Genomic DNA, 17948 nt, shown 5'->3' with positions numbered 1-17948 from the left:
GCCGGCCCGAAACGGGCCGGCGCCGAGGTTTGTGGGCTACGGTCCAACCGTGCAGCGTCGACTCAGAAGCCGCCGTGCCCGGAAATTCCGAGGGCGCAAGTGGGGAGATTGAGGGGCGGTAGAGCACGAGGAACAGCGCGACGGGCGCCTGGACAGGCGTCGTTGCGCTCACCTTGACTTCGCCTCGGTTGCGGCGCTAAGAATTCATCGGGTCGTTTCCCCTCATTCGTCCTTTTCCAAACGCTCCAGTTGTATGGCCAGAACCATGGTGGAGTGGTCCATGGAAGCGAGGCCGCATTCCAGAGTTCACGCGTCGTCATACGGCGCGTCGTACAGGCCGCGCGCCCCCCCCGCAACATCCGCGTTGCCGGTCGAGTAGTTCAACAAAAAGAGGTGCGCTATGAAGAGTCATCCAAGGCGGGTGCCCCCGTACGCGCAGGCTGTTTCCTGGAGCGGAGCGTTCTGGATCGTCCGGCTCCTTCTGGCCGTGGGCGTGATCCCGGATGGAGCCGTCGCGCTGGCCGCAACAAGCAACGCACCCGCTCGAATCCAACCGGAACAGCTCGTTTCCCCGGGATGGGTGGGGAATCAGTGGATGACGTATGAACCTGACGCTCGCATCCAAGAAGGCATCGGGAATCGGCTTCTCGCCGTGGAGGAGCTCGACGCCGAGCGACTCACCCAACTTGCCCGGCGTTGGAGAGACGTCAGCAACGATGCGCTCACCTTCGCCGAGGGACGCAACGCAAGACTGCAGGAGGCAATCGGGCTCTCAATCGCCACGACCGCGAGGCGCTTGTACGACGAGCGATCATCGCTCGACACCGCTCTCAGCGAGGCACAGGAGTTGCTGGGACGCGTTCGCAGCGGTGCCTGGTTTCAGGAGCGCCTCGGCGAGGTCATTGTGCAGACCGCCACCGCAGTGCCGCCCAACACGCCCCGCTTCGCCGAGCAGCTCCTCTCGCGAATGAGGGTGCTCTCCGAGATGGAGCGCCGCATCGCGATCAACACCGATGCGCTGGTGGTGTCGCTGAACGCCCGCCGCGCGCAGATTCCCGGCGAGGAAATCACCCGCCTCGTCGACGCGGTCGCTGACGGCCGTCGGGTGTCGCGCTTCTACGATGCGTCGGTCGACGCCCAGATGGCCCGCGTCATGGGCGAGATCTCGGACGCGATGGTCTCGGCGCGGAGCCTCGGAAACACTCAACCGGGTGCCGAAGCGGCCGACGCCGCGGCCCGGTCGTCATGGAACGCACGGGGCCTCTTGGGGTTCGGCGCCGCCGCGCTGCTCGGGGCCATTGCCGTGATGGCGTGGGTCGCCTTATCGACAAAGTCGGATTTTCCGCCCACCCGGGCTCGGGGCATCAAGCCCATCGCGTTGAGGGCCTCGCTGACCCCGCGCTGGAAAGGACGGGTCGCCAAGCCGAAGTCGACCACGTTGTCCATCTGGCCTCGCGAGGTGGTATTCGGCACCCATTGCGCGCGGGAAATCGGGCGCCACGCCGCACGCGAGGGCGCCTCACACGTCAGTATCGTGACGGATCAGAGCGTGGCTCAGAACGGCCTCGCCGAGCTCGTACAGGCCTCGCTCGCCGAGGCCGACGTGCCCTGCGACGTGATGGATCAGGCTTCGCGCGAGGTACCCGAGATCGTGATTGCCGAAATCGCCCGCCGGTGCCAGGAGGCGGGGACGGATCTGCTCATCGCGGTCGGGGGCGGAAGCGTGATCGACACCGCGAAGGCGGTCGGAATCGTCCTCACCAACGGCGGCTCGATCCGCGACTACGAAGGTGTGGATCGCGTCGGTCGGCCGATCACCCCGCTCTACGCGGTTCCCACCACGGCGGGCTGCGGCGCCGAAACCAGCCCGCTCTGCATCGTGCGGGACGGGGCGCATCAACGGAAGATCGAGATTTTCAGCCCCAAACTGATCCCGATGCGGGTCTTCATCGATCCGTTGATGACCCGCTCCATGCCGCCGGACCTGACTGCGAGCACCGGCGTCGACGCCCTCGCCAACGCGATTGAGGCGTATTGTTCCACGTGGGCCAACCCCCTGAGCGACACGCTCGCGCTCGACGCGATGCGACTCATCTCGCAGAATCTCCGCGCGGCCGTCGCCGACGGCAAGAATCTGAGTGCTCGCCAGCAGATGGCGCTGGCAGCATTCGAAGCCGGGCAGGCCTCCGCCAACGCACGGAGCGGAGCGGTCCACGCACTTGGGCACTCGCTGTCGGGGCTGTTCGATATCCCGGAGCGGATCAGCGACGCGATTCTGCTGCCCCACGTGATGAAGGCCAACATGTACGCCGACGTGCGGCGCATGGCGCGGGTGGCCGAGGCACTCGGCGAGCCTGTGGGCGGGCTGAGTGCTCGCACAGCGGCCCAGCAGGCGATCCATGCGGTAATGCTGCTCATGGTTGATGTGGGCCTTCCCACCAGCCTGGACAAGGTGGGTATAAACAAGGACGCGATTTCGACGCTGAGCGAGCAGGCGTTACAGGACCCGTTCCTGAGCACCAACCCGCGGGCGCTCAACCGTGAGGACATCCAAACAATCTACGAAGACGCGTTCGTGGAATACGCTGTGACTGACATGAAGTCCGCACCGTCCCCCAATACCCGCGCTGTCGTCCACTGAGCGCCGACAAGCGCCCGAGGCGCAGCAGCGGCCTCTCAATGAGGAGGCTTACCATGCAAACACGCACGTCACTCCTAGGGATTTTGCTCCTCGCTCCATGGTCCGCCACCGCGTATGGAAGCCACCCGGTAGAACCCTATCTCCAGGAGAAGGACCCTTCTTCCCATCGGAGTCTGACCGCGACCGTGACGAGGGTCGAGAGCGGGATGGTCTTTCTCCGAACCGCCGAAGGCACAACGCGCAGCCTTGCGGTTGCGGAGGCCAAAAGAGACGGCATGTCATCGTTAAAGCCGGGCGATGAGGTCGACCTGATCCTGGATAAGGGGAATTCCATCCTTGCCGTCGCCCCGCCCCGCGGCACCGGGGCCTATATCGGCGACGTCATTACCGGGACGGTTCAGCACAGTGCTCCACCCTTTTTCGACCGCTTTAACAAGGAGATCACCCTCAAGACCGAAGAAGGCGAAATTCAGACATTCGAGCTGCGAAACGCGGTGGCTACGAAACTGAACGGTGTTTCGACGGGCAAGAAAGTCATCCTGGAAATGGATGGTCATCACCGGGCGTTCGACGCGTATCGAACCAGCGATACTGACCACCTGCCGGGTGGTCGAACGGCCAGGGGGGACCCCGGCTAGGAATATTTTCCAGGGGTCTCTACAGACTGTCCGTTCTCCCGCTCTTCCTCGGCCCACGCCGCGGCGATTTTCCGGTTCCGCCTTTTCTTCACGGCGTAGGCCACGAACGCCACGGCCATCATGAGAACCCACAGAGCGGTGGAACTCGTGATCAAGGGGATCCACGTGTAGCGGCGATCGAGGTGAGCCCGCCACTTCTCCTCGAAACGCTCCGGCGTGACGCGGAGTGCGCTGACGAGCGAGTCTCCGAATGATCGGCCCTCGGCGAGTTGCCCCACGAACGCGCCGAACGCCTCCCGGCCGTACGTGGCGATGATATGCCCCACGAGCGCCTGGCTGAGCGCGTAGGCCGTTCTCGCCTCGGCTTTGTTTCTTCCCACCCCGGTCAACGCGTCGAGCGGCGGAACGCGATTCGCCAGCACGGCCCGGATCAGATCCCATTCTTGCCCCGCATGCCATTCACCAGCCTCATGCATGGCAAGGCCCTCGTGCAACCAAAACGGTACCGAGTGCTCGCCGAACCGTACGCCGAGCATCAGGTGCGTGAGTTCGTGAATGAGAATCGAACCCACATCCTGCCGCGGTGAGCCGGGAACGTGATAGGAGCGAATGACCATGGTCATGGCGCCGGGATACGCCACACCCACGGCCCAATCGGGCAGCGGCCTGTCGGGAGGTTGGAATTGGTTGAACGCCTCGTTGTCAGGCGCCAAAACGATTGTTATGGGGCCGGGAGGCGTGAGGCCTAGATCCGCGGCAACCCGCTGCCAGGCCCGATCCGCCAGCGGTTCGAGAGCGCGTACCAATGGTCGATCGGATTCGGCAAAACGGAAGACAAACGGCCCGTGAGCAACGCTGAACATCGCGTCAGCGGCATATGCGACAACACTCGCAGCGAGGCCCCAAGTCAACAGGCAAACCACGGGCCATCTCCCGTTGGCGACGATCACCCATAGATAACCCGGGCTAGGCCTGTTTGAGGAGGATCTCAAAGGGCTTTGACGCGTCTCCCATATAGAGGGATCGGTGCGGAAAGGGAATCTCGATCCCTTGGGCGTCGAACGCCTTCTTGAGCCGCCGGCGATACTCCCGGCCCACATTCCACTGCTCGATCGGCAACGTCTTCAGCCGCGCCTTGATCGTCACCTCCGATTCGCCGAAATTATCCACGCCGAAGATTTCGATGGGCTCCAAGATCTTCGCCGCAAAGGCCTGGTCTTGCCTCATCGATTCCGCCACGTCGCGCATCACCTCCACCACCCGGTCCGTGTCTTCCTTATACGCCACCCCCACATCGATCACGTACGCGGACCAAACCTTGGTCATGTTCGACAACGTATTCACGGAGCCGTTGGGGAAAACATGGACCACGCCGGCCAGGTCGCGAAGGATGATGGTGCGAAAGGTGATGGCCTCCACGAGCCCGCCGGTCCCGTTGATGATGGCGACATCGCCGATGCGAACCTGGTCTTCCAAGATCATGAAAAATCCGCTGATCACGTCGCGGACCAGGTTCTGCGCACCGAAGCCCAACGCCAAGCCCGCCACCCCGGCTCCCGCCAGAATCGGGGTCACATTCACCCCGACCTGATCCAGGCAGATCAGCACCACCAGGGTCCAGATCGCGAAGCGGCCGATCGTCGACAAGATTCCCGTCAGGGTCGCGACCCGTTTCCTGGTGGAACCCGGAACCATCTCGGTGGATTCTTTGGCTTTGATCAGCACGATCTCGAGACGCTGAACCGCAAAGCGCAACAGACGCAATGCGACCAAACCGGCCCCCAGGGCCATCAGAATTCGGATGCTGGATTGGGTCATGGTCAACGCGGTGTCGAACAGCAGTTGTCCTACATCGGCGAGCGTGGTCTCAGGCATGATCGTTCCTCCCGTGTCCGCGTGGAGACGCGGGCGATTGTAAAACATTTGGCCGGAGTTTGCGGAGGGATGACGGCCGGACCTCGTGCGGGCGCGGTCGGGCCGAATCGTTCAGCGTCCTGAAACACGAAGGGTCGGCACACGCCGACCCTTCGTGTTTGCTCGGTGGTCGATTGCCCGTTACAGCGCGCCTTCCCCGGTTTCTCCGGTGCGGATACGGACCGCTTCTCCGAGCGGCGTGACGAAAATCTTACCATCGCCGATCGTCCCGGTTTTGGCCGCGCGTACGATGGTTTCCACTGCGCGCTGCGACATCGCGTCGCTGACCACGATTTCGATTTTGACCTTGGGCACGAACTCCACCACGTACTCGGCGCCGCGATAGACTTCTTTGTGCCCCTTCTGGCGCCCGAAGCCCTTGACCTCGGTCACCGTCATGCCCTGCACACCCAGATCCGTCAACGCTTCTTTGACTTCGTCCAACTTGAACGGTTTGATGATCGCCTCGATCTTCTTCATGCTCATCCCCTCGGCTTTCGGCTAGTTGTAGGCGCTCTCGTGGTGCTGCCCAAGATCAAGCCCCATCTTCTCCTCTTCGTCGCTGACTCGCAAGCCCACGATCGCATCGACGATCTTCAGAATGATGAAGCTCGCGATGAACACAAAGATCCACGTGATCAGCACCGCTTTGATCTGCGTAATCAGCTGACCCGGGTTGCCGAAAAAGAGCCCATCGGCTCCCGCGGAGTTGATCGCTTTGGAGGCAAACAGCCCCGTGGCGAGGGCGCCCCAGGTCCCGCCGATGCCGTGCACGCCCACCACGTCCAGCGCGTCATCGTAACCGAGTTTGCTCTTGAAGATACACGCGAAGTAGCACAACACGCCGGCGCCGATGCCGATCCAGATCGAGGAAATCGGTCCCACGAAGCCCGAGGCTGGTGTGATCGCCACCAGCCCCGCCACCGCGCCGCTGGCCGCGCCCAACACCGTGGGTTTGCCGCGGTAGGCCCATTCCACGAACATCCAGGTCAGTGCCGCGGCGGCCGTGGCGGTATTGGTCACCACGAAGGCGCTGGTGGCCAACGCGCCCGAGGCGACCGCGCTGCCCGCGTTGAACCCGAACCACCCGAACCACAGCAACGAAGCGCCCAGCACCGTCAACGGCAGGCTGTGCGGCGTGAAGGCCTCGGATCCGTACCCACGACGACGACCGATGGCGATCGCGGCGGCCAAGGCCGCCACTCCGGAGCTGATGTGCACCACGGTGCCGCCCGCAAAATCCAGAGCGCCCATGTTGCGAACCCACCCGCCCACGGCCCAGACCCAATGGGCGAGCGGCGAGTAGACCAGCGTGGACCACAAAACCACAAACAGCAGCAGCGCCGAGAACTTCATGCGCTCCGCGAATGCACCCGTGATGAGGGCCGGGGTGATGACCGCGAACATCATCTGAAAGATCATGAACGCCTGGTGTGGAATCGTCCCCGCGTAGTCGGTATTAGGGTCACCCCCCACGCCGTTCAATCCCAACCAATCGAGCCCCCCGATCCAGCCGCCTTTATCCGGGCCAAACGCCAGCGTGTAGCCCCAGAGTACCCAAATCACGCTGACCACGCAGAGGATGATGAAGCTGTGCATGATCGTGCCCAAGGCGTTCTTTTTCCGTACCATCCCCCCATAGAAGAGGGCCAAGCCGGGCGCAGTCATGAGCAGCACCAGCGCCGTGGAGGTCAACACCCACGCGGTATCTCCGGTGTCCACCGTGGGTGCCGGTGGCGCGGCTTCGGCCGCCGGGGCCTCTGCGGCCGGCTCGGCGGGCGCTTCCGCGGCTGCTTCTGGAGCCGCTTCCGTGGCCGCCTCCTGGGCCATCCCCATGAAGGGGATGGCCAGGAAGAGGACCGCCACGGCCAACAGGATCGTGACTCGCTTCTTGACACCGTCGCTGCCCATAGACTGCTCCTTCCTACTGGATCGTTAAAATGTGTAGTACGCGGCGACCGCGATGGTGTTCTGTGCATCCTCCGCGGCACCCTGATCATCCACAAACACGTCCTGATTGGACTCGTCGTGACGCAGCTCCAGTCGCCACTCAAGGTTCTCCTTCATCTTGCAGGCCCCGGTCAGTGTCACTTCCCGCAGCGTCTGGGTAACCCCGGTCCTGAAGCCGTCCTGATCATCGAAGACTTCACCACGAAGCGTGACCGCGTGCTTCTCACCGACCGGCAAGTTCACGTAGACCGCGTAGCCCTGCCAGAGCGCACTCCCCGCCGCGCTCGCGTCCTCCTGCGTGCCACGGTCGTAGTTGAACACGACGGTCAAACCGCCCATGGGTTTGATCGTGGCCAACAGGTCCACGACCGAGCGAGCATCCGTGCCCGTGAAAGAGGCCTCGGGGCCGTAGTATCCCGTCAACCCCAGCGAGAGCATGTCCATCGGCGCGAACGCGACCTGTAGTTCCCCTGTCTTGCCCTTGTCGCCGTCGTTGACGACGTCCCATCCGTTGTTGACGCCAGCGGTGACGGATAGCCCCTCAACCGGCGTAGCGAAGGATCCTCGCAGACCTGTGTGGGTGAAAGGAATTGCGTAGAAGAAAAGGTACGACCTGCTGATGTTGAAGTTGAGCGGTCCTTCGATGACTTCGGCTCCAGCGAGCGTCGCGAACTTGCCGAATTTCAGCTCGAGGCCTCCGCCTAACATCTTCTCCGTAATAAAGGCCTGCTGAATATCGAAGTCGTCCGCCGTGCTCGTTTCTGTCTCGGTAGTGGCTTGCACAAACCCGCCTGAACCGTCAGAGATCAGAGCTCCTGTTGAGTCGGTCACGGTCGTAGTCGACGCTGACGAACTGACCATTGACCCTGCTGACGAGGTGAGTTGTGCGTCCTGCCCGTAGTTCAGGACCAAGCCGAACCCAGGCGTATCTCCCGCAGCTTTCGTGAACGCCAACTCCGCCATATTGAACGTGAAGCTGTTGGCCTGATAGTCAAAAGCGCGAAACGCGTTGGTCTGGTCAATGGGGTCGTTAAAGTTGTAGTTGTACTGCGCCTCAACGTACCCGGTGACTGTCACGCCTTTGAGACCCTCCATCATGCCTTCTTCCGCGCCGGCGTACGTGGGTGCGCCAAACGCCAGCACGGCCATCGCCACCCCTGCGGTCCACTTCCTGACTTTCACCTTCCTTGCGTCGTTCGTCACGACCTGCATTCCGCCCTCCTCCGTGAGCTCCCGTGGGAGCTGGTGAATAATTCCCGGATGATCCGGGACTGATTGCAAGCACGAGGCCAACCCACCCGGCGGGTGCGACGGGGGCGGCATCCCCAAAGAAAGATTGAGATATTCGTGCGCTGGTACGAGAGCCGGGATGCCCGATCGTCAGGGTCCGACAACAAGGTCAAACATTTTTGTCTACGAAAGACACTTTTGTCGAACGGATAATCCGATACTTTTTCATCTTATAGCGCAGCACACGCTCGCTGACTCCCAACCGCCTGGCCGCCTCGGACTGGCTGCCGTTCGCCGCCTCGAGTGACCGCAGAATCAACTCCCGTTCCAATTGGGAGACCGCCTCGCGCATCGACGTCGCGGCGGTCTCCTTCTCCTTTCTCGCTGTGTTGCCGCTCATGACGCTCCGTCCGTTTCGCGCTCGCTCCCGTCGCCGTGCAGCACCTCGACGGTCTTATCCCGGACCACGTGGCGCGCGAGCCCCGCCAGCACGGGCTCCAACGCATCGCAGGGGACGTCCTCCATGATCTTGGTGCCGGGCTCGGTCCGCGGCCCTGATCGGCCGCCGACGAAGATATCCACCGCGTCCACGATTTGGCCGTTGATCTTGGCGCGTTTACCCAACAATCCGATATCCGCCATCAGATGGTTGCCGCACCCGGATGGGCACCCGGACCAGTGGATGGACACGGGTCTGTTGAGCGAGAGTGTTTGTTCCAACGACCGTGCGATCGCCAGGGCCCGCGCCTTGGTTTCGATCAACGCGAGACCGCAGAAGTCGGTACCAGGGCAGGCCACCAGGCCCCGCATGATCTCGGACGGGTTGTACGGCACGTCCTTGAGCAACGGTTCGTCCGACAACAAGGTGCCAAGCCGACGGTCCGGCACGTTGACGAGGACCACGTTCTGCTCCGGCGTGATGCGGAGTTCTCCGGTGCCGTAGGCCTCCGCGAGCCGGGCCAGCTCATCGAGCTGCTCCGCGGTCAGGCGCCCGATCGGGACCGCCAGGCCGACGTAGTTGAGGCCGGGCTGTTTCTGGCGGAATACCCCGATGTGGGTGTTCTTCTTTCTGGGATTGCGCTCATCGGTCCCGGCCCGAAGGAGCGGCCGGCCCAGCCGCTGCTCGATCTCGGACCGGAACCGTTTGGCTCCCCAATCGTGGACCAGAAACGCGAGACGCGATTTGTTGCGGGCCTCGCGCGAGCCATGATCGCGAAACGTCAAGATAATGGCGCTCGCCACATCCACGGCCTCTTCGGGACGAATAAACAGATCCAGGGGCGTCGCCGGGGTGAACCCGCCCGAGCCCTGCTTGCCGCCCACTGCCACGTTGAATCCCATGACGGGTTCACCGTCCATGGTGCGGGACGCCGGGGTCATCGCGATGTCTTGAGACTCGGAGTGCGTGCAGTTCTCTCGACAACCCGTGATGACGATGTTGAACTTGCGGGGCAGATCCGTGAACTCCCGGTTGTTGACGAAGCGATCGGTCAGGGCCCGCGTGATCCACGCGGTGTCGATCGTCTCGGTCGGCGCCAGGCCCGTGACCGAACAGCCCATGACGTTGCGGACGTTGTCCATCCCGGTTTGCATGGTGGTCAGCCCCGCCGCGTTGAGCAAGTCCAAAATCGTGGGGATCTGGTCAACGGTCATCCACCGTAACTGGACCTGCTGCCGGGTGGTCAACTCCGCGAACCCGCGGCCGAACTCGCGAGCGATCCTGGCGAATTCACGGAATTGCGCGGCCGTGGCCATACCGTTGGTCACGCGCACGCGGAGCATGAAGTGCCCGGGCGTGGGGGTCCGCAGGAACATGCCGTACCACTTGAGCCGCTGCACGTCGTCTTCCGTGATCGCCTCCCACCCTTCCTTGGCGTAGCGGTAGAGATCGGGGAGCACGTCCAGACCGGGCTTGGCCTTCTTGAGTTGTTCGATCTTGTTCAGAGGCTTGACCACACCCGCGGCTCCGGACGCGGGCGGCGCCAGGATCATGAGCAGTTCATCGACCAATCCGGCACAGGTCCCACACCCGGTGGTGGCGCGCGTGCACTCCGCGATCTGTTGGCGCGAGGTACACCCCTTTTCCAAGATCGCGGATGTGATCTCGCCCTTTGTCACGCTGTTGCAATTGCAAATCGTCGCGCTCTCCGGCAGGTCGGCCGCACTGGTGGCCACCCCGTCCCCACCCACCAGCAGGGTCGCTCGTTCTCCGGAAATATCGGCGCCGGCCGTCATCTTCTCGCGAACCGATCGACTACCCGACGAATCGCCCAGGAAGATAGCGCCCACGATCCGATTCTCCCGAACCACGATCTTCTTATAGGTCTCCGCACCGGTGTCGCACGAGAGCAGCACCTCGTCCGCGTCGGACTGCTCGATCACCTGGCCCATCGACGTGAGTTGAATACCGGCCACTTTGAGCGTGGCCTGCGTGATCGATCCCGCGTACCGCAACCGCCCGTCGCCCGCGATCGCGTCGGCCGCCACTTTGGCCTGATCGAGGAGCGGCGCCACCAATCCGTAGGTCTGTCCGCGGTGTTCAACGCACTCGCCCACTGCGTAGACGCCATCGGCCGACGTCGTCATGGTGTCATCAACCAACACGCCGCGGTTCACGGCCAGCCCGGCCTCGCGCGCGAGTTGCACGTTGGGACGAATGCCCGCGGTCACCAGCACCAATTCGGTCTCGATCACTTCGCCCGTGGACAACCGCACGGCCGCCACCGCGTCGTCCCCGAGGATCTCCTCCACGGTGCACGACCGCTTCACCGCGATGCCCAACTTTTCGATCCGACGACGTAACAGGTCTCCGGCCCCGGCATCGAGTTGTTGCTCCATCAAATGCGCGGCCAGGTGCACCACCGTAACCTGCATCCCGCGATTGATCAGCCCGCGCGCGGCTTCAAGGCCCAATAACCCGCCGCCCACCACCACTGCGCGCCGGTGGGTGGCGGCCCACTGAATCATCCCCTCGGTGTCGTCGATATTGCGGAAGGTAAACACGCCGCGCTTACCTAACCCGGCGATCTTGGGGAGGAACGGGGTGCTGCCGGTCGCCAACAGCAACCGGTCGTACTCCGCACGCGCGCCCTCGTGTGTGACCACCGCTCGATTCGAGAGATCCAACGCGGCGATACGCGTTCCGGTGCGCAGGTCGATCCCGTGTTGGTCGTACCACTCCCGTGGATTGAGAATCGTGTCTTGCACGGATTTGGCGGCTGCGAGCACGTCCGAGAGCAAGATTCGGTTGTAGTTGACGTAGGGCTCCGCGCCGAACACCGTCACCTGGGGGGGATCGGGCCGGGTCACCATCGCTTCGACGGCGGCGACGCCGGCCATGCCGTTGCCCACGACGACCACGCGCAGGGTCAAGCCGACGGCCTCCTTTGTGCGGACCAGGGATCGATCGCGCGGTCGCGCCGAGACTCCGTACTCGCCGCTATCGTGTCTTTGAGATCGCTAGTCCATGCCATCCGGACGGGTTCCCACCTTCCCAGTGACGACCACGGGATACGGCGCCGGCCTGTCGAGGTGGCGTGTGGTCGATTGAATACCACTCAAGAGAGCAAACCGCGTACCATCAGCAAGCAGGTTGACGCCGGCGTGAAACCAACGGTTAGCTTCGCTTTGGCTCGACCCAGCGCGGTCTCGACATATTTGTCGAACACTTCTGTGAAGCCTCGATCGACAATTTTGTCGGCATGGTCGAGAATGGCTCGGTCGGACTCAGCGCACCGAGGTCGCGCGCACGACCTCGTCGGGAGTATTCAAGCTCTCGACCCCACGTCGCAGCGCCTCGGGAAGCACCGCCCACCCCGAGCGATCGCTTCGCACCACGTCGCGAATCGCACGACGGCCCTGCTGTAAGGCAGCCCTCGCAACCGGCAGCCACGTCGCGGGAAAGTATCCCGGAAATGGGTCGAGCTCTGATCCATCCTCCGCGCGCAGAAAACAAGGGATGCCGGGATTCAGGGGGTCCAGCAGCAGCCGGAGCATCGGCGGAGTCACCAGCGGTTGGTCGCAGCCCACCACGAGGTAGCGGCTCGCCAGTCCGCTCGACAACAACGTTTCGATTCCACCCAACGGCCCCAAACCAGATTGCCGGTCGTCCAGGCGAATGATGGGCGGCTCGGGGGTCCACCCTCGGCACGCGCCCACGATGACCACCCGACGGCAGATCGTCCGCATTGCGTCGAGCACGTGTTCGATCATCGGGCGCCCGTCCCACAGCACCACCCCTTCCTTGGGACGCCCCATACGACGACTGTAGCCACCCGCCAAAATGGCGCCGATCACCTGGGGAAGGACGCTGAACGACTCGCCGACCTGCAACGCGCCTTCAGTCACTACCCGAGCCATGTAGCCGAACCGACCCTGTACGGCGTTCTTCAAATCCGGGTGGATCGCGTCGAGCACAAAACACGGCTTGCGAGGCTCAACGAGTTCGATCTCGACCCCGCCGGAGAATTGCAGCCGCGTCCCTGGAGTCAGTGCCAGGAGATCGAGCCCGCGCACCGTGAGGTTCTCCCCCATCGCGCCCGGCTCCACCGCATACCCCTCGCGTCGGATCTGGTCGATCACGTGCTCTTCGAGCAGCGAAATCGCGCGGTCGGGCTTAACGTGTTTGGCATGCGCTCGCCCGTCTCCCAAGATGCCGTCCAACGTCACGTTGGCGACCGAGATCGGCAGCTTGGGGATTCCGCCAGGGGAAATATTGATGGCCACTACGGTAGCCATGCGTTAAGCGTCTCTCCAACCGTTCTGGGGTTGGAGCCTGTTCAGGAATGCGTCAGATGCCAGGCGCCGCGAGCACCGGAGCGCAGCGTACTGTATTCGTACGTGAGGCGAGTGGCGCCACGAAGAAGTGGCGCCAAGCCACGAGCGCCGCCGAGACGGTGAGGCGGCCGTGGAACCAAAAGAGCGGCAACGCCGCAGATGACCATTCATGGACAGGCTCTAGTGCCCATCAGGCACCACTCCCACCTGGGGTCGCTCAGCCAAGCCGGTCGCCCGCGCGTGTGTCTCAAATACCTTGTTGCCCCAAAAAAACGCGCCCGGATGGGTGGTGGGCACCACCACCACGTAGAACAAGGCGCGACCAACCAGCTCGTGCACAGTTGCGATCGACAACACCGCAACCCACGCAGCCGGAACCAGCCCGGTTGCGGCATCTCCAGCGCTGACGACCAACAGAGCGACGGCGGACGCCGCAAGCAGCGCCCAGCTCACCCAGCGGCCGGCGTAGGTCTTGCCGTACGTGGTGAGCATGAGCCGGCGTGACACCGCGGCTTCGTTTCCCCGTTGATCCAGAAATCGAATATGAGCGATCAGAGCAATTCCCTGAAGCAGGAGCCCGAACAGCAGCACCCCGGCCGCCAACCGCGAGACCGGATACGGCGAGCGCCCGGCCGCGACCTCGGCCAGGGAAAAGATCGTGCCGACCGCGGCGCTCCCCAGAATCAGAGCGCTCGAGACGAACGCGCCGCCCGAGTGCCAGTGATCCCAAAACGGTCTGGCCTTGATGCGATAACACCGGATCATGCTGTACAGGCCCAGACACCCGGCGATCACGCCGGCGCCGCCGAGCAGCCCGGGCAGACGATCTCCGAAGCCCGCAGGCAGCCACGCCGTCAGATCCGGAAAGCCAGTCACGATCGCGAGTGCGCCCAGCACATGATAGAAGGTCCCCATGGCGAAGATTTCTCGGCTCACCCACGAGTGCCGCAGGTTGTTCATGGCGCGATAGAAATACTGCGGCTTACCCAGGTGCAGGGTGGACATCACCATGCCGATGGTTTGGAAACCGAACAGGCTCCAGAGCGTGACGGTCACCGCGAGCGGATGCGTGGTTGCCGACAGGGCCGCGCCTCCCTCCCCGCCCAGCGACGGACCCAGCACCAGCCACGCGAACGCGCCGACCACCGCCTGCGACAGCAGCGTGAAGATGACCAACGGATCCTCGCGCGATCGCAACTTGGCCAATCCCCACTCCGCTCGCCCCGATGGCCCACCGGGAGCCACGGCATAGCGGTCCGCACCCGGTTGGTCCCGCCGGTACGCGATGGGCTGGCCGTCCGCGCGCCGAAACTCACCCGGCAGCGATCGGGTCTGCTGAAAGCGGATGTTGGGCCGCGAAATCGACGGGTCGGGAAATCCAGGGATCGCGAGCTTGGCCTGCCGTTTGCCCTGCGGGATGTCTTCGATCACGCCGAAGTCCAAGGCATTGGACAGACAGGCGGACACACACGCGGGCTTGAGCCCGATCTCCAAGCGGTCCACGCACATGTTGCACTTCTCAACTTGCCCCTTCACCGGGTCGAGCTGCGGCGCGTTGTAGGGACACACCCAGGTGCAGTAGCCGCAGCCGAAGCAAATATCCGGGTCTTGCAGCACTGCGCCGTACTCCACGTATTTGGTGTACGCGAGCGTGGGGCATCCCTTGAGGCATACCGGGTTCTCGCAGTGGTTGCAGGCCATTGAAATGTTCAACCGCAACACGTCCGGGTACGACCCGCCTTCCAGGTACCCGACTTTGCGGAACGAAAGATGAGGAGGGAGGTTGTTCTTCTCCGAACAGGCGGACTCGCACGCATGGCACGCGATGCAGTTGTCCGCGGTGAAGTGAAAGCCGTGCTGCACGTACCGGTTGAGGTTGGACGACGCAACGCCGCAACCATTGATGGTCAGCGGCTGCCCGACCAGATCGGGATGGGCCTGGGCCAGATCCACGGGCGCGCCGTGTTGACTGACGGGGTGTGGCGAAATCCCCCCTAGCCCCCCTTTTTCAAAGGGGGGAACGGAAGGGCGGACCCGCTTGTCCTCTTCGCCCCCCCCTTTAACAAAGGGGGGAAGGGGGGGATTTGCCTCTCGCACCGGAGCGGCCTCCATCAATAGGACCTCGCCCGCAGGTCGGCCGCCGCTGCCGCGTCTTGATCCGCAATCCTCTCGATCCGCACCGCGGACTGCTTGTACGCGGGCTGGCGCGAATACGGGTCGAGCAATCCTAGCACCAGGCGGTTGACGCAGTCGTGGTAGTGCATGGGGATGAACACGGCGTCGGGTGCCACGCGCTCGGTGAGCTGCGCCAGGACCACGGCGTCCGATCGGCGCGATACCACCCGGACGTACTCCATCGATCGGATGCCGAGGCGCTCGGCCGCGCTGGGGTTGATTTCCATGTACGGGGTGGGGCTGAACTTGTTGAGGTTGCCGATCTTTCCGGTTTTGGTGCGGGTGTGCCAGTGCTCGACCACCCGTCCGCTGTTGAGCCAGAACGGGTACTGCTCATCCGGGCGCTCGTTGTTGTCGACGAACGGGAGCGGGATCAGCTTGGCCTTGCCGTCGGTGTGGTGAAAGCGACCGTCGGTATACAACCGCGGCGAGCCATGTGGTGACGTCTCGTTGCACGGCCATTGGATCCCGCGCCGCGCTTCGATCGCGTCGTGGCTCATGCCGGAATAGTCGCAGGGCCGGCCTTTGGACACCTCGCGCAACTCGTCAAACACCTCGGACGGCACGTCGGAAAACTTCAACCCGCGCCCCGCCTCGAAACGCCGAGCCAGGTGCGCAAAGATCCACAAGTCGGGCTTGGCCTCCCCGGGCGGCTCGATCGCCTTGCGCACGATGTTCACGCGGCGCTCGGTGTTGGTGAACACGCCCTCTTTTTCTCCCCACATGGCGGCAGGGAGGTAGACGTGCGCGTAGTTCACGGTCTCCACGTCGGCATACGCGTCCTGCACCACCAGGAATTCCAGCTTCTCCAGCGTCTTGCGGATGCGGGAGGTGTTGGGCATGGAGGTCATGGGATTGGTGGCGATCAGCCACAACCCTTTGATCGCGCCGGTTTCGACGGCAGGGAAGATGTCGGTCTGAAACAGGCCGCGTTTGGGGGGAAAGAAGTCCTTTTCCACGCCCCAGAACTTGGCCATGAACTCGCGGTCAGCCTCCTTCTCCAACTGGCGATACCCGGGCAGCCCGGAGCAGGATGAGAACTCCCGAGTGCCCATGGCGTTGCACTGGCCGGTGATCGACAGCGACGTTCCACCCGGCTTGCCGATGTTGCCGGTGATCAAGTTGAGGTTGTTGATCGCCGCCACGCCGTCCGACCCGTGCGTGGACTGGTTGATCCCCATGGTCCAAATGGTCATGGCCGAGCCGGCTTTGGCATACAGGCGCGCGACGTTGCAGATGGTGTCTTCATCGATGCCGCAGATCTTGGAGGCGGTCACGGGATCGTATTGCTCCACCAGCGCGGCGAATTCCTGAAAGCCGGTGGTATGCGCCTCAATGTACGCGCGGTCCTCCAACCCCTCCTTGAGGATCACGTGTGCCAAGCTGTTCAGCAGGGCGAGGTCCGTGCCGGGGGTGATCGGCAGGTGGATGTCCGCCATCTGCGCGAACACGGTCACCCGCGGGTCGACCACGATCATCGGAAACTTGCGGCGGTCGTATGCGTCTTTCAGACGCCACCAAATGACCGGGTGTTGCTCCGGAAGATTGGACCCGATCGCCAAGAGGCACTCGGTGTGCGCGAAGTCGTCGTAACAGCCCGGCGGGCCATCGCTGCCAAAGGACCGCTTGTACCCCGAGACCGCGGAGGCCATGCAGAGCGTGGTGTTGCCGTCGTAGTTGTTGGTCCCGATCACGCCGCGCACGAGTTTGCCCAGGGTGTAGAACTCTTCGGTCAGAATCTGCCCGGTGGAGACCACCGCGAAGCTGTCGCGGCCGTACGTGGTCTGAATCCGCCTGATCTCGGAGGCCGTGTGATCCAACGCCTCATCCCACCCCACCTCGCGGTACGGTTCGAACGGAGCCCGACGCAGCAATGGGGTGGTGCCCCGGTTGGGGGAGGCAAACAATTCGAATTCGAAGATCCCCTTTAAACAGAGCTTGCCACGATTTACGTCCGCATCCGACGCGCCGCGCGCCGACACGGCTCTGCCGTTCTTGTCTACCCCCACTTCGATGGAACAGCCGGTGGAGCAATACCCGCAGGTCGTATACACCCACGTGTCAACGGGTTTGACCGCCAGGTGGATCGGATTTTTCTTGCGACGTCCGAATAGCATCAGGCCTCACCGCGCAAAGATCACACGTTGGTGGGACGATCAGTCAGCAAGGCCCGTGCCACCTTCGCACGGTGGATTTCAGCGGTGAAAATGCGAGGCAGGGAAAAACTCGACTAAATTGTCGAACACTTCCGTTGCGGATGGGATGACGAGCACGACAAAATTGTCGGGAGTGAGGGGCGACCCTCTAGCGCTGCCAAGATTCTTCAGCAGCCGGTCACACCCTCCCAAAGACGAGGGTCAGACATCCACGTTTCAGAGCACGAAGATTCTCGACGTTCCAACGCCCGAATGGCGTCGCTCCATTGGTCGGGTTGCATCGCCACGATCGTGATGCGATGCCCGGGCTGCCTGATGCCGTCGGCATATGAGGCGGCGGAATCGAAACTGTTGGTCACCGCGGTGGCTTTCCCGTCCAGTTTGATCAAATACATCGTCGCTCCTCGCTGATGAAAGTGTCCCGCGCTCGCGAGCGTCGGGCGGGGGTAGGTAGCCCCCCGCCCGACG

Annotated in this window: 13 protein-coding genes; 2 read left to right on the top strand and 11 right to left on the bottom strand. The window is 63.3% G+C overall.

All coding sequences use genetic code 11. From position 1 onward, the window contains the following. Positions 1-400: 400 nt before the first annotated feature. Both AB1451_16385 and AB1451_16380 read left to right on the top strand, forming a co-directional pair. Positions 401-2641 carry an iron-containing alcohol dehydrogenase gene (locus tag AB1451_16385; protein ID MEW6684474.1) on the top strand — a complete coding sequence of 747 codons (2241 nt, stop codon included), beginning with the start codon at positions 401-403 and terminating at the stop codon, positions 2639-2641. 53 nt (positions 2642-2694) lie between these two features. Beyond that, positions 2695-3279, top strand: a complete 585-nt coding sequence (locus AB1451_16380; protein ID MEW6684473.1) for a hypothetical protein — start codon at positions 2695-2697, stop codon at positions 3277-3279. Here AB1451_16380 and AB1451_16375 read toward each other — a convergent pair. The 11 genes from AB1451_16375 to AB1451_16325 all read right to left on the bottom strand — a co-directional run. Next, positions 3276-4142 (bottom strand): peptidase MA family metallohydrolase, encoded by an 867-nt coding sequence (locus AB1451_16375; GenBank protein MEW6684472.1) that lies wholly within the window; start codon positions 4140-4142, stop codon positions 3276-3278. The genes AB1451_16380 and AB1451_16375 overlap by 4 nt on opposite strands. A gap of 103 nt (positions 4143-4245) precedes the next feature. After that, the gene (locus AB1451_16370; GenBank protein MEW6684471.1) at positions 4246-5154 is read right to left on the bottom strand and encodes a mechanosensitive ion channel family protein; all 909 of its coding nucleotides are present in this window, start codon (positions 5152-5154) and stop codon (positions 4246-4248) included. 180 nt (positions 5155-5334) lie between these two features. Then, the gene (locus AB1451_16365) at positions 5335-5673 is read right to left on the bottom strand and encodes a P-II family nitrogen regulator (protein MEW6684470.1); all 339 of its coding nucleotides are present in this window, start codon (positions 5671-5673) and stop codon (positions 5335-5337) included. 21 nt (positions 5674-5694) lie between these two features. Continuing rightward, positions 5695-7104, bottom strand: a complete 1410-nt coding sequence (locus tag AB1451_16360; protein ID MEW6684469.1) for an ammonium transporter — start codon at positions 7102-7104, stop codon at positions 5695-5697. Positions 7105-7128: 24 nt separating this feature from the next. Further along, positions 7129-8355 carry an outer membrane beta-barrel protein gene (locus tag AB1451_16355; protein MEW6684468.1) on the bottom strand — a complete coding sequence of 409 codons (1227 nt, stop codon included), beginning with the start codon at positions 8353-8355 and terminating at the stop codon, positions 7129-7131. A gap of 187 nt (positions 8356-8542) precedes the next feature. Next, a complete protein-coding gene (locus AB1451_16350; GenBank protein ID MEW6684467.1) occupies positions 8543-8773 on the bottom strand; it encodes a helix-turn-helix domain-containing protein in 231 nt (76 codons plus the stop codon). Beyond that, positions 8770-11745 carry an FAD-dependent oxidoreductase gene (locus AB1451_16345; GenBank protein MEW6684466.1) on the bottom strand — a complete coding sequence of 992 codons (2976 nt, stop codon included), beginning with the start codon at positions 11743-11745 and terminating at the stop codon, positions 8770-8772. The genes AB1451_16350 and AB1451_16345 overlap by 4 nt, the downstream gene beginning before the upstream one ends. Before the next feature lie 354 nt (positions 11746-12099). After that, positions 12100-13110, bottom strand: coding sequence for an NTP transferase domain-containing protein (locus tag AB1451_16340; protein MEW6684465.1), 1011 nt, complete (start codon positions 13108-13110; stop codon positions 12100-12102). A gap of 219 nt (positions 13111-13329) precedes the next feature. After that, a complete protein-coding gene (locus AB1451_16335; protein MEW6684464.1) occupies positions 13330-15102 on the bottom strand; it encodes a DmsC/YnfH family molybdoenzyme membrane anchor subunit in 1773 nt (590 codons plus the stop codon). Between the two features lie 158 nt (positions 15103-15260). After that, positions 15261-17441, bottom strand: a complete 2181-nt coding sequence (locus AB1451_16330) for a nitrate reductase (GenBank protein MEW6684463.1) — start codon at positions 17439-17441, stop codon at positions 15261-15263. Between the two features lie 206 nt (positions 17442-17647). Further along, on the bottom strand, positions 17648-17948 hold a 301-nt coding region (locus tag AB1451_16325), incomplete at its 5' end, for a hypothetical protein (GenBank protein ID MEW6684462.1).

This window comes from Nitrospirota bacterium, assembly GCA_040757335.1.
In the GTDB taxonomy this organism is placed as follows: Bacteria; Nitrospirota; Nitrospiria; order 2-01-FULL-66-17; family 2-01-FULL-66-17; genus JBFLXB01.
Note: the sequence above shows the minus strand (reverse complement) of the source record. Positions and strands in the feature narration are given on the sequence as shown.